Origin of the sequence: Alkalihalophilus sp. As8PL (genome assembly GCF_040939795.1) — a bacterium.
Classification (GTDB): domain Bacteria; phylum Bacillota; class Bacilli; order Bacillales; family Bacillaceae_D; genus Alkalihalophilus; species Alkalihalophilus lindianensis.
In genome coordinates this window covers 142,538-155,222 of the sequence record NZ_CP162551.1, presented here as the reverse complement: position 1 = coordinate 155,222, position 12,685 = coordinate 142,538, and the positions used below count along the sequence as shown (strand labels likewise).

Here is a 12,685-nt window from a genome sequence, read left to right as displayed (position 1 = left end):
ATCTGTATTTACTAAGTGATATCCAAAAAAACAATGAAGTTCGTTCGTATTTAATAAAGCAGGGATCCATAACCTATATAAATAAAGAGATGATAAAATGGATTGGGAAGCGAGTAAATGGGAAGGGTTTTGGGATTAAACCGGGAGTAATTTTGAATATGCCTAAAACTATCGAGCAATCAAGCTTTCAGCAGCTTAAGCAATGCCAAATGGAACTGATTCGTGAGGGGTGTACGAGTGTCATTACATATGCAAACACCGAATACGAACGCCAGATTGCAACTTCTTTAAAAATAAAAAAACATCTAATGATAAATAGTACGCTTGATTACTTAATTGGATTAACGATTCCCCTTTCACTATTAAGACCAACTGTTATAAGAGAGTGTAAACGTCAAAAGATTCCTATTTTAGAGGTGAAGATAGATTCGTTAGATGCATTAAGGTTAGTTCCATGGGATCATATCTCACAAATGATGGTAACGTATCCGGTCGTACTTGTCCCGCGGTTGGAGACGGATGATAAAAAAATAGCTATACAAATTGTGAAGCATTGGACGTTTTATTGCAATCAATACCGCATTCAAACTGAAGATTCACCAGGAAATTCAAGTTGGTCAAAAGAAGCCCTTCAAAAAATAGGTCTTTACCCAAAAAAAGGAGACCTACTCGTGTCAAGTGACTTTGATTATCAACTCTATCTTCATAAGCAGACTGAAGAAAACGAAGCTTTTTTTCTTGATGAGAACAAAAAACTTGATTATGATAAAAGAGAGCCAGAAATTGTAGCTCTTAGAGACCGGATTATTAAAGTGAATCAAAAAATAGACTTCAATCCGGGTTATGGCAGACAACTTGTCATATCATCACCTAAACGTTTCTTGACAATAGATGCAGCAGGCAAAGCTATTTATTGACTAAAACAATCTAGGATAGAATTTGATGATTGCCGTCATTCAATTTGAATGAGGGTCTTCTTTAACTTTACCGGTGTATCAAATAGAATAAGAATTAAAAGGTTTTTATACAACCAACTAGAATGATGTAATAGCGATGTATAAAAGCCGGGAGGAATGGATGATGGACTTACTGCAACAGGCATTAGAAATGATTGAATCAGGGGAAGTTGAACTTGGCTTAAAAAAACTTAAGCAAGCAGAAAATCAAGCAGATCACGACTATAAATTTGCAATTGCTGAAGTTTATTATGAATTAGGGCATTTAAAGGAAACAGAAAGAATCATTGAGGAACTATTAGCACTTTATCCTGACGAAGGGAGTCTCATCGTATTCGCAGCCGAAGTAATGATTGATGGAGATAAAGAAGATGAAGCGATCGAGTGGTTACAAGAAATCAAAGAAGCAGATCCCGCCTATCTTCAAGCTCAACTTTTGCTTGCAGATCTTTATCAAATGCAATCTTTAGATGAAGTAGCCGAGCAAAAATTACTAGCAGCAGCACGAATAGCTCCAGATGAAGTGATTATCTCTTACGGACTTGGGGAATTTTATTTAGAGCGTGGAGATTATAATAAAAGCATTCCTTACTTGAAAAAAGCTGTGCATGCAAAAAATGATCTGCCTAATGTGCAAGTTGAACTGAAAATGGCAGAAGCATTCAGTGCGAGCGGTCAATTTGAGGAAGCTCTCCAGTACTATGAGAAGGGTCTTCGTGATCAGCTAGAACCACATGCTCTATTCGGTTACGGTTTTACAGCGTTTCAAGTGGGGGATATGACCCTTGCAATCGAACAACTCGAAGCACTTAAAGCACTTGATCCAGACTTTTCAAGTTTGTACCCTTATTTAGCTAAAGCATTTGAGGCGGAAAATCGCTTAGATGAAGCGATGGAAACCTTGAAAGCTGGAATGTCTGTAGATGAATACAACGAACAGCTATACATTTTGGCGGGTAAATTATCTTTTAAACGACAAGCTCCGGAAGAAGGAGAACTATATTTGCGTAAAGTGATAGCATTAAATCCTTCAAATATGGAAGCAGTTCAAACGCTAGCTGCCTATTTAAAACATACGGATCAATTTGAGGAACTTGCCGAACTTATTTCTCATACAAAGTCATACGGAGAGGTAGACCCGTTATTAACGTGGTATGAAGGTTCAGCCCTTCGTGAGACGGAAGAATACGACGAAGCTCTTAAATGTTATTCAGAAGTAGCTGATCATTTTGTTGAAGATGAAGATTTCCTCTTTGAATATGGCACATTCTTATTAGAAGAAGGGTTAAGGGAGAAGGCTTTTTCTAGTTTTAATCAATTATTAAAGCTCAATCCTAACCGTTCTGATGTGAAGGAAATCATTGGTAACTTACAACTTGATTAAAATTGACTTTTAACAAGGAATTTTCGTTACCCATAGCGAATTTCTATAATATAAGAAAAACGTTAGTAAAAAAGCAAGGGTACCTTAACAGCAAGTGTGGATAAATGAGAAAAAGCATTGAAATCACGAAGGAGGATGGAGCATGGGCAGCATCATTCCAGTAGTGGAGAAAAAAGAATTTCTTCGGGGCTTTTTACAGCATTATGAATTAAAGAGACGAGAGTGTGCATGGTTGTTAAATTATTTAATGAGTGATGATGAATTGATGGAGAGAGTCCATTTTGTGGAGCGAGCAGCTTCAACCCCTAAAGCATTAGTTATTTCAGCAACTGGTGTGGATACTGTTCCTTTCTCATTTCACAAATTTAAACATATAACGACTGATGCCGAAAAAGCATTTCACGATATCCGATTAAACCAAACAGAAGACATTTACATTGAACTGCATTTTTCAAACCCTAAGATGTACCCACCATACTTAGCTGTTTTAGAAGATAACCCATACTTGCCAGAGAATGAAGAGATTGCTCAAGTCCATCAACGTATGGCAGAAGATTTACTTGAAGCTTCTATTAAGTCTTTTCGTAAAAAGGATCTACATAAACGCATAGATCAAGCATTAGATGCTCTTGATCACCATACGTTTATGCAGTTAGCTAATGAATTAAAAGAATTAGAAGCAGAACGCTAATAAATGACTTACACCCTTACTTTTTAAGTAGGGGTGTATTATTGTTTTAGCTTCTAATAGAATGTTTGTCTAATCTCTTTGAAAAAGGTAGAATGACTTTGTATACAATAGGAATTTGGGGTGGGAATATGAAATGGCAAGCAAATGAGATGGATAAATATCTACAAGCTAAGGAGTATGTAGATACGGCAATTGTACCGTTAGTGCCGATCTCTTGGCAAAAAGAAGTGAAATCAACTGTAGCAATGGGCGAGTTCATATCAATTATTAGTGCGGAGTTAGAACGCCAGTTTCAAGGGAGAGTGGTGTTATTCCCTTCCTTTACTTATTTAGAAAAAGAAAAGGAAGAAGATCTAATCATCCGATTAAAAAAATGGTCAGAAGAATTACGTTTAGGCGGCATGAACCATATTGTCTATGCGAGTTCGGATAGCTGGTGGAAAACAGTAGAACAAGATCTTGAGGAATGGTTAATTTGGTTACCTTCCGTGCCACTGGAACACCTATCAATGGAAAATAGACGCGAGGTGATTTCGCAGCAAATTAAACAATTAGTACCGATTATGACAAACAAGTGGCAAAATCGATAATCGTGGCAAAATCGTGTCGTTTTACTTCTTGAAACAATTGACACCACCATGTCATTAAGCTATCATGGGTATGTCCTAGTATTATATGTGTCTAACTATGCCCGAGAAGGGTCTATTTTATAGTGTAGGGGGGGAAAACTAGTGAGCGAAAAAGACCACAAAGTTTCACGACGACAATTTTTAACGTACACGCTTACAGGTGTTGGTGGCTTCATGGCTGCGGGAATGATAATGCCAATGGCACGCTTTGCCCTTGATCCTGCTTTGAAAGCTGGCACTGAGTCTGATTATGAGCCTGTATGTTATCTTGAAGAATTAACAGAGGAACCACAAAAGTTTGCTTTCAGCTTTGAGCAACAAGATGCGTGGTACGAATCGGAAGTGACACGTGAAGCATACATCTTTATCCGCGGGGATGAAGTAACAGCGCTGTCACCAACATGTACACACCTAGGCTGTACAGTATCGTTCGGTTCTAATGATGACCACCCAGAACGATTCTATTGCCCTTGTCACTTTGGTATGTTTGAAAAAGATGGTATCAATGTCCCAGGGACACCGCCGCAGCGTCCACTCGATGTGTATGATGTGATGGTTCAAGATGGAAAAGTATACTTAGGTCAAATCAATCAGCGAACATAAGGAGGGGCGTAATCGATGCTTCAAAAAATTTACGACTATGTTGATGAGCGTCTTGATATTACGCCTATGTGGCGCGATATTGCTGACCACGAAGTGCCAGAGCATGTTAACCCTGCTCACCACTTCTCTGCGTTCGTTTACTGTTTTGGAGGATTAACATTCTTCGTTACAGTGATTCAGATTTTATCAGGTATGTTCTTAACGATGTATTATGTACCGGATATTATCAATGCTTATCAATCAGTAGCTTACTTACAAAACGAAGTAGCTTTCGGTGTGATCGTACGTGGGATGCACCACTGGGGAGCTAGTTTAGTTATTGTTATGATGTTTTTACACACGTTACGTGTATTCTTTACAGGTTCTTATAAGAAGCCACGTGAATTAAACTGGGTTGTCGGTGTACTTATTTTCTTCGTTATGCTTGGTTTAGGTTTCACAGGGTACTTATTACCATGGGATATGAAAGCATACTTTGCGACTGTTGTAGGTCTTCAAATTGCTGAGAGTGTTCCACTCATTGGTGGATTTGCGAAAACATTGCTTGCCGGTGGAGAAGTCATTGGTGCTGCAACACTTGCTCGTTTCTTCGCGATTCACGTATTCTTCTTACCAGGTGCCTTACTTGGTCTACTAGCGGCTCACTTCTACATGATCCGTAAACAAGGTATTTCTGGTCCATTGTAAGATGTAATAATGGTGTGTTTGAAAGTTTCATAATATGATTGACCTTTTAGACACCCTCTAACGTGATAATTAAAAGGAGGGAACGAGATGGAACGTGGTAAAGGAATGCAGTTTGTCGGTGACTCCCGTGTCAAGGCAAATAATCGCAAACCAAATATTCCAAAAGATTACTCAGAGTATCCAGGTAAAACAGAAGCGTTCTGGCCGAACTTCCTCTTAAAAGAGTGGATGGTTGGTGCGGTCTTCTTAATGGGTTATCTTTGCTTAACTGTTGCTCACCCGGCTCCTCTTGAGCGTATGGCTGATCCGACAGATGCAGGTTATATTCCATTACCTGACTGGTATTTCTTGTTTATGTATCAATTACTAAAATACCAATATGCTTCCGGGGACTTTAACGTAATCGGAGCAGTGGTTATTCCAGGTCTTGCATTTGGTGCGTTATTAATCGCTCCTTGGTTAGATACTGGTAAAGAGCGTCGTCCATTGAAACGTCCAATTGCTTCTGGTATCATGATGCTTGCGCTTGTTGCAACGATCTACTTAACTTGGGAATCAGTTGACCAGCATGACTGGGAAGCTGCTGCTGAGCAAGGTGCAATTGTAGAAGAAGGTGAGATTGATACGGAAGCTGAAGGATATGCTATTTACTCTTCACAAGCTTCATGTATTGGATGTCATGGTGACACTATGGCCGGTGGTTCTGGTGGTCCATCGCTTCTTGAGACGGAGAAAGATGCTGAGGCTGTTATGGAAGTAATTATTAATGGTCAAGGTTCAATGCCAGGTGGCTTATTCGAAGGATCCGATGAGGAGCTTGAGATCCTTGCTGAATACATTGCTGCTCACGGTAATCCTGAAGAAGAATAAAACATACTTAGTATGGAAAGCTGACTGTTACAGTCAGCTTTTTTCTTACATATAAAGCAAAATACATAAAGTGAAGGAAGGGTGGCTACCTGTGAAAACTCAATTATTAACGCTATTTGGTCATCGCCTAACAATCATACTCATGCTTATCATAAATATACCTGGAACGATTTATGGGTATATGTGGTATGCAAATCAATTAGAACGAACACCTGCTCAGTTTTTGTTATTCGTTCCAGATAGCCCTACTGCAAGTTTGTTTTTTGTGATCGTTTTAATTGCTTTTTTGTTCAAACGAAACCTTCCTCTCATTGAAGCATTAGCAGCTGTTACGTTAATTAAGTATGGGGTATGGGCAGTTGTTATGAATATCGCTTCTTTTGGAGTAGGTGCTACACCACATTGGACGAATTATATGTTAATAGTCTCGCATGCGGGTATGGCGATTCAAGCAATAATATATGCACCTTACTTCCGTATTCAACCATGGCATCTTGTCATAGTTGCGATGTGGACCTTGCATAATGATGTTATCGACTATGTCTATATGATGCATCCGGGATTACATCCATATTTAATGCCTTATATTACAGAAGTCGGCTACTTTACGTTTTGGTTGAGTGTTTTATCACTTTTAATAGTTTATATACTATGTATTCGCAATAAAACATATAAATTAAACCTCTTATAAATCGGATTTTGTCTTTCTTTTTTGGTCTACTCTTGTCCAACTTTTCATAAGATGGGAGAAGAAGAAGGAGGGACAAACATGCGTAGAATCTTTATATGTATTCTATTTGTAAGTATTTTTATAGGATCTACTGGAATTGGGTATGCGACTGAAGTGAATGGACAACATACATGGAAAGAACTAAATCAAACAACTGATCACGTACTTCAGCTAGTAAAGCAAGAAAAGTTTGAAGAAGCTAAGCAGCTGCTTGATTATTTTTCTGAAGCCTTTATAGAACTCGATTTTAAAGAGCAAGGGTTCACAATGAATGACATGCGTACAATAACCTTAACTTTCGAAGCGGCAGTAGAGGCAGTAACCGCTACAGAGAGGCCTTTAGATGAAAGAATTTATACGGTAACTTCTTTTAGATTAGCTGTGGATGCCCTCTCGAGTGAACATCATCCACTCTGGTTACAATCAGAAGAGACAATACTTGGGACCCTTTTGGCCATCAAAGAAGAGTATAGTCAAGAGAATTCAGAGGCCCTGCAGCATCGAATGAATACCTTTTTAAGACATTATCAAATGATTAGACCAGCCTTATTGATAGACTTGGAGCCACAAATGCTTCAAAAAATTGAATCACAAATCACTTATTTGGAAAATCTTCGCGTCGATGGTGTAGGAAGTAACAAGTTGATCCCTCATATTGAATTGATGGAATCTGATTTCCGAAAAATGTTTGAACGAGTTAAAGAAGATAGTGCTGATCCTTCCTTACTATGGGTCATGTTCACAATTGGTGGAATGATCGTCATGTCTTTATCTTATGTAGGTGTAAGAAAATACCGTGCTGAAAAGAGTAAAGTAAGAATGAAGGAATAATGTGACAATGATGTGAAAACAAGTGGAAACCCAGCTACGGTAAGAGATAGCCTAGGTATTTTGTTTGACTTTATTTGATGTATTACGTACACTAAAAATAACTAGACTACAACAGAGGTGAGACAGAAAAATGGGTTTTCTGATTTATTTTATTTTACTTCTCATTATCCCGATATGGGCTCAAATGAAAGTGAAAAGTGCGTACAAAAAGTACTCAAAAGTTCAGTCGTCATCTGGAATGACAGGTGCACAAGTAGCTCGTAAAATTCTCGATGATAACGGTCTTTATGATGTACGAATCGAAGAAGTGCAAGGGAAGTTAACTGACCATTATGACCCTCGTAGCAAAGTTGTTCGTTTATCTACTGATAACTACTATGGTACCTCTGTTGCTGGTGCAGCAGTAGCAGCACATGAAGTTGGTCATGCCATGCAAGATGCAGAAGATTATGCATTCCTACGCTTTCGCCATGCATTAGTACCAATAGCAGGATTTGGTTCAAACATTTCATTCTTCCTTATCTTAGCGGGTATCTTGATGGGTGCTACAAATCTCTTATTACTCGGGATCGTTTTTATGGCAGCGGCTGTTTTATTCCAGGTTGTAACATTGCCTGTAGAATTTAATGCTTCAAGTCGTGCAATGGAGCAAGTCGTTTCCGTTGGAGTCATTCGAAATGATGAGGAACGTGAGACACGTAAAGTATTAAACGCAGCAGCATTAACGTATGTTGCAGGTGCGTTAGTAGCCTTACTAGAGCTTGCTCGTTTCATTTTAATGTATATTGGTATGAACAACGACGATTAATAACGAAGAACACAGGATTCGCTGGAATCCTGTGTTCTTTTTATATCCCTATTGGTTTTTTATTCTCATCTAACGTAAAGCCCTCACCGATCACATCCTGTACATCGTTAACCGTCACAAAAGCATGGGGATCAATCTTCTCAACAAGTGTCTTAAGTCGAATTAATTCATTTCGTCCCACTACACAATAGAGTACCTCTCGTTCAGATCGAGTAAAGCTCCCTTGTCCTTTTAATAAGGTAGCCCCCCGGTCCATCTCCTTCATAATCGTATCTGCGATTTCTGAAACAGAATCAGAAATAATAAAACATGCTTTCGCAGAGTATGCACCTTGCTGAATAAAATCAATCACTTTTGCAGCGACAAATACAGCTAATAATGTATACATTGCTTCGCGGTAATTTAAATAAATGAGGGAGGAAGCGATCACGATGGCATCAAAGATAAACATCGTCTTTCCCATGCTCCAGCCGAGGTATTTAAAACCTAATTTTGCGATGATATCGACCCCGCCAGTCGTTCCACCATATCTAAAGACAATCCCTAGACCGACACCTATAAAAACACCGGCAAAGAGAGCGGCCAATGTCATGTCGTCATGAAGAGGAATCGAAATAAAGGGATACCGTTGAAAGACCTCAAGAAAAATAGACACCCCAACTGTTCCGATGATCGTATAAATAAACGTTGTTTTCCCAAGAATCTTCCACCCGATGAAAAAGAGTGGAATGTTTAATAAAAGGTTTGATATGGCGGGATTAAAAGCAAATATAAAATAAAGAATGAGCGTGATCCCTGTAAATCCACCATCTGCTAAATTGTTTTCCATATTAAAATAAACAAGACCAAATGATAAAATAGCACTACCTAATAAAATAAGTAATACATTTTTTGCCTTTATACGGTAAGCCACGTAAATGTCCTCCTTACTAGTCTTTTAAAGATTTTGTTGATAGTAGTGCATCATTAGTATAAAGAAGTCCTAACAGAAGAGCAATCTAGTGAATAAAATTTGTCAAATCGGCCTAGATTCGCTAACATGGATGGTGGAAGACTGTGAGGTGGAAAAATGAGTGATCCTAATAAATCAATGAAAGACATGCAAAAGGAAGTTGATCAATTTATTGGTCAATTTAAAGAAGGGTATTTTAGCCCGCTGGCGATGCTTGCACGCATGAGTGAAGAAGTTGGAGAACTTGCTAGAGAGGTAAACCATTATTACGGAGAGAAGCCTAAAAAATCTTCAGAAGAGACAAAATCTATGGAGCAAGAAATGGGAGACATTTTATTTGTTCTCATTTGTTTTGCAAACTCCTTACATATTGATTTAGAGGAAGCATTTGATTTAGTAATGAATAAATTTGAAAACCGTGATAAAGATCGCTGGACTAGAATTGAAGAGAGTGGAGTGGATGAATAAGATGAAAAATGTAAATGTTGTAATTGCAGGACCAAGAGGAAATATGGGGCGTGAAGCTGTAAGGATGGTAAATGAAACAGAACATTTTACTTTACGAGCGGTTGTTGACTCGAAGCACGATGGTATGAAGATTGCAGACATCGATGGATTACCTGCATTGGATATTCCCGTCTATACAGATATGGAACTTTGCTTTAGCGAACAGAGCGTAGATGTTCTGATTGACCTAACCTCGCCTGCATTCGGCCGTAAACATATGGAAATTGCCTTTAATCATGGGGTGAGACCTGTTGTTGGGACCACTGGCTTTTCTGATGAGGACATTAAAGAACTAAGAAAATTAGCAGAACAAAAAGAGCTAGGTGGTATTATTGCACCTAATTTTGCAATTGGTGCAATTTTAATGATGAAATTTTCACAAATGGCGGCGAAATTTTTACCAGATGTGGAGATTATTGAACGTCACCATGATCGTAAACTAGATGCCCCATCAGGAACAGCGATTAAAACGGCACAACTTATTTCAGAAGTACGTGAGGCAAAAAATCAAGGTCACCCCGATGAGCATGAGGAATTAGAAGGGGCACGTGGTGCCGACTTTGAAGGAATGAAAATACATAGTGTTCGTTTACCCGGTTTAGTAGCACATCAAGAAGTGATTTTTGGTGGAGAAGGGCAAACGCTAACCATTCGTCATGATTCTATGAATAGAGCTTCGTTTATGCCGGGAGTCCGTTTGGCAGTGGAGACTGTGCTCGGTATAGATACACTTGTATATGGTTTAGAAAATATTATTGACTAAGGGGAGAACCACAAATGAGGATTGCCTTAATCGCACATGATAAGAAAAAAGATCAAATGGTTCAGTTTGCAATTGCGTTCGAACAAATCCTTGCAAAACATGAACTATATGGTACAGGTACGACAGGAACGAGAGTGATGGAAGCAACTGATCTTTCTGTTACTCGTTTTAAGTCTGGTCCCTTAGGCGGGGATCAGCAGATAGGGGCACTTGTAGCTGAAAATAAATTTGATTTAATTGTATTTTTCCGCGATCCTCTAACGGCTCAGCCACATGAACCTGATGTATCTGCACTCGTTCGATTGTGTGATGTTCAAAATGTGCCACTTGCGACCAACCTCGGAACAGCTGAAGTGTTAATTAAAGGCTTAGAAAGAGGCGATTTGAAATGGCGCGAGGTGTTACACGAAGAGGAAAATAGAAATGACTAAGTTAGATATATTAGCGTTCGGTGCTCATCCAGATGATGTTGAAATTGGAATGGGCGGAACGATTGCTCTTTATTCGAAAAGAGGATTTAACATTGGTGTATGCAATTTAACTCTAGCAGAACTTTCTTCTAATGGAACGGTTGAAACAAGGCAAAGAGAGGCAAGTGCTGCTAGTGATATATTAGGAGTGAAGAAAAGAATTCAACTTGAACTGCCTGATCGAGGTCTAACCTTTTATACGGCCGACCAATTGCAGCAGATTGTATCGATTATTAGAATGTATAAGCCGAAGCTCGTATTTGCGCCTTTTCATATTGATCGGCACCCGGACCATGGGATGACCACTTCCATTATCAAAGAAGCAATCTTTAACAGTGGCATACGGAATTACCGATGTGAAAGTAAATTACCTGCTCATCGGATTGAGGCATACTACTTATATATGATTAATGCGTATGAGCGTCCAGATTTTATTGTCGATATATCATTAGAAATAGAAACGAAAAAGAGGGCTTTAGCTGCTTTTAAAAGTCAATTTGATAAGTCTGATCAATCTGTAGAAACACCACTAACGAACGGATATATTGAGAAGGTAGTAGCCAGAGAGCGGTTATTCGGAAGTGAAGCTGGTGTAGGCTTTGCTGAAGGCTTTAAGACGACTAAACCAATACTTGTAGAAAATTTACTCGAAATGAGAGAAGAATAAGTATGAAATTGAAAATAGGCATAAGCTGTTATCCGACGGTAGGCGGCTCTGGAGTGATTGCAACTGAGCTTGGAAAATTATTAGCTGAGCGTGGTCATGAGGTTCATTTCATTACCTCGAGTATTCCGTTTCGCCTAGATCGAGTCTACCCAAACATCTATTATCATGAAGTAGAAGTCAATCAATATTCTGTTTTTCAATATCCGCCTTATGACTTAACTTTGGCAAGTAAGATGGCAGAAGTAGCCAAACGACAAAAGTTAGACTTGCTTCATGTACATTATGCAGTCCCACATGCCATTTGTGCGATTTTAGCAAAACAAATGAGTGATCATCCTTTTAAAATTGTCACAACATTACACGGTACAGATATTACTGTTTTAGGGTATGATCCTTCGTTACGTGAGTTGATTCGATTTGCAATGGAACAATCAGATCGAGTGACGGCGGTTTCAAATGATTTAGCTAAACAAACACATGAGTTAGTACATACTAAAAAACCGATTGATACGGTATATAATTTTATTGACGAGCGCATATACAAAAAGTCTGAAGTAAGCGGACTTAGGAAACATTATGGAATAGATGAGGATGAAAAAGTTCTCATTCATATCTCGAATTTCCGTGGAGTGAAGCGTGTTTGCGATATAGTTAAAAGCTTTGCTCTTATTCAAAAAGAAGTCAATTCAAAATTGGTATTAATAGGGAATGGGCCAGAGTTGACGGTTGTTCGTGAACTGGTAAAAGAGTATCAAATAGAGGATTGTGTATTATTTCTTGGAAACCAAAAACATATTGCAGAGCTACTTTCTATGAGTGACTTAAAACTTCTTTTAAGTGAAAAGGAAAGCTTTGGCTTAGTGGCTCTAGAGGCAATGGCTTGCGGTGTACCTGTAATAGGTACGAATATTGGTGGGATTCCAGAAGTGATTACCCATGGTGTAAATGGCTATTTATGTGAAGTAGGAGACATCGAATGTGTAGCGAATTACGCAATTAAGCTACTTAAAGACGATCAATTGCATGCTCAATTTGCAAGTTCAGCAGAACAATCCGTTCAAACAACTTTCTATTCACATAGCATCGTGGAGCAATATGAAGCGATCTATCGTGACGTTATAGAGGAGTCAATCTAAT

Annotated in this window: 16 protein-coding genes; 15 read left to right on the top strand and 1 reads right to left on the bottom strand. The window is 38.7% G+C overall.

From position 1 onward, the window contains the following. The first annotated feature begins 158 nt into the window (after nucleotides 1–158). The 10 genes from AB3N04_RS02040 to AB3N04_RS01995 all read left to right on the top strand — a co-directional run bounded on the left by AB3N04_RS02040 (nucleotide 159) and on the right by AB3N04_RS01995 (nucleotide 8,189). Nucleotides 159–917, top strand: coding sequence for a hypothetical protein (locus AB3N04_RS02040; protein ID WP_368504492.1), 759 nt, complete (start codon nucleotides 159–161; stop codon nucleotides 915–917). A gap of 160 nt (nucleotides 918–1,077) precedes the next feature. Continuing rightward, nucleotides 1,078–2,340, top strand: coding sequence for a tetratricopeptide repeat protein (locus AB3N04_RS02035; protein WP_368504491.1), 1,263 nt, complete (start codon nucleotides 1,078–1,080; stop codon nucleotides 2,338–2,340). Between the two features lie 142 nt (nucleotides 2,341–2,482). Next, nucleotides 2,483–3,031 carry a ReoY family proteolytic degradation factor gene (locus tag AB3N04_RS02030; protein ID WP_368504490.1) on the top strand — a complete coding sequence of 183 codons (549 nt, stop codon included), beginning with the start codon at nucleotides 2,483–2,485 and terminating at the stop codon, nucleotides 3,029–3,031. A 128-nt stretch (nucleotides 3,032–3,159) separates the two neighbouring features. Further along, on the top strand, nucleotides 3,160–3,621 hold the full coding sequence (locus tag AB3N04_RS02025) for a YpiF family protein (protein WP_368504489.1): 462 nt from the start codon (nucleotides 3,160–3,162) through the stop codon (nucleotides 3,619–3,621). 141 nt (nucleotides 3,622–3,762) lie between these two features. Then, nucleotides 3,763–4,263: a ubiquinol-cytochrome c reductase iron-sulfur subunit gene (locus AB3N04_RS02020; protein WP_368504488.1), complete on the top strand. Its 501-nt coding sequence runs from the start codon at nucleotides 3,763–3,765 to the stop codon at nucleotides 4,261–4,263. 15 nt (nucleotides 4,264–4,278) lie between these two features. Continuing rightward, nucleotides 4,279–4,950 carry a menaquinol-cytochrome c reductase cytochrome b subunit gene (qcrB, locus tag AB3N04_RS02015; protein WP_012958517.1) on the top strand — a complete coding sequence of 224 codons (672 nt, stop codon included), beginning with the start codon at nucleotides 4,279–4,281 and terminating at the stop codon, nucleotides 4,948–4,950. Nucleotides 4,951–5,037: 87 nt separating this feature from the next. Beyond that, on the top strand, nucleotides 5,038–5,820 hold the full coding sequence (locus tag AB3N04_RS02010; protein WP_368504487.1) for a c-type cytochrome: 783 nt from the start codon (nucleotides 5,038–5,040) through the stop codon (nucleotides 5,818–5,820). A 91-nt stretch (nucleotides 5,821–5,911) separates the two neighbouring features. Next, the gene (locus AB3N04_RS02005) at nucleotides 5,912–6,511 is read left to right on the top strand and encodes a DUF1405 domain-containing protein (RefSeq protein WP_368504486.1); all 600 of its coding nucleotides are present in this window, start codon (nucleotides 5,912–5,914) and stop codon (nucleotides 6,509–6,511) included. 78 nt (nucleotides 6,512–6,589) lie between these two features. Further along, nucleotides 6,590–7,381, top strand: a complete 792-nt coding sequence (ypjB, locus tag AB3N04_RS02000; protein ID WP_368504485.1) for a sporulation protein YpjB — start codon at nucleotides 6,590–6,592, stop codon at nucleotides 7,379–7,381. Nucleotides 7,382–7,511: 130 nt separating this feature from the next. Beyond that, nucleotides 7,512–8,189 carry a zinc metallopeptidase gene (locus AB3N04_RS01995; protein ID WP_368504484.1) on the top strand — a complete coding sequence of 226 codons (678 nt, stop codon included), beginning with the start codon at nucleotides 7,512–7,514 and terminating at the stop codon, nucleotides 8,187–8,189. Nucleotides 8,190–8,229: 40 nt separating this feature from the next. On the opposite strand, the gene AB3N04_RS01990 is transcribed toward AB3N04_RS01995, so the two are convergent. Next, nucleotides 8,230–9,102, bottom strand: coding sequence for a YitT family protein (locus AB3N04_RS01990; protein ID WP_368504483.1), 873 nt, complete (start codon nucleotides 9,100–9,102; stop codon nucleotides 8,230–8,232). A gap of 156 nt (nucleotides 9,103–9,258) precedes the next feature. Here AB3N04_RS01990 and AB3N04_RS01985 point away from each other — a divergent pair, with 156 nt between their 5' ends. Genes AB3N04_RS01985 through bshA form a run of 5 tightly spaced genes read left to right on the top strand, consistent with a single transcriptional unit; the run spans nucleotide 9,259 to nucleotide 12,684 of the window. Then, entirely contained in the window at nucleotides 9,259–9,609 is a 351-nt protein-coding gene (locus AB3N04_RS01985; protein ID WP_317120794.1) for a nucleotide pyrophosphohydrolase, read from the top strand. Between the two features lies 1 nt (nucleotide 9,610). Next, nucleotides 9,611–10,411, top strand: a complete 801-nt coding sequence (gene dapB / locus AB3N04_RS01980) for a 4-hydroxy-tetrahydrodipicolinate reductase (protein WP_368505973.1) — start codon at nucleotides 9,611–9,613, stop codon at nucleotides 10,409–10,411. 14 nt (nucleotides 10,412–10,425) lie between these two features. Beyond that, complete coding sequence (locus tag AB3N04_RS01975; RefSeq protein ID WP_368504482.1) at nucleotides 10,426–10,842, top strand: methylglyoxal synthase; 417 nt, start codon at nucleotides 10,426–10,428, stop codon at nucleotides 10,840–10,842. Beyond that, nucleotides 10,835–11,548, top strand: coding sequence for a bacillithiol biosynthesis deacetylase BshB1 (gene bshB1 / locus AB3N04_RS01970; protein ID WP_368504481.1), 714 nt, complete (start codon nucleotides 10,835–10,837; stop codon nucleotides 11,546–11,548). Before AB3N04_RS01975 ends, bshB1 begins: the two co-directional genes overlap by 8 nt. Nucleotides 11,549–11,550: 2 nt before the next feature. Then, entirely contained in the window at nucleotides 11,551–12,684 is a 1,134-nt protein-coding gene (gene bshA, locus AB3N04_RS01965) for an N-acetyl-alpha-D-glucosaminyl L-malate synthase BshA (RefSeq protein WP_368504480.1), read from the top strand. Nucleotide 12,685 lies beyond the last annotated feature (1 nt).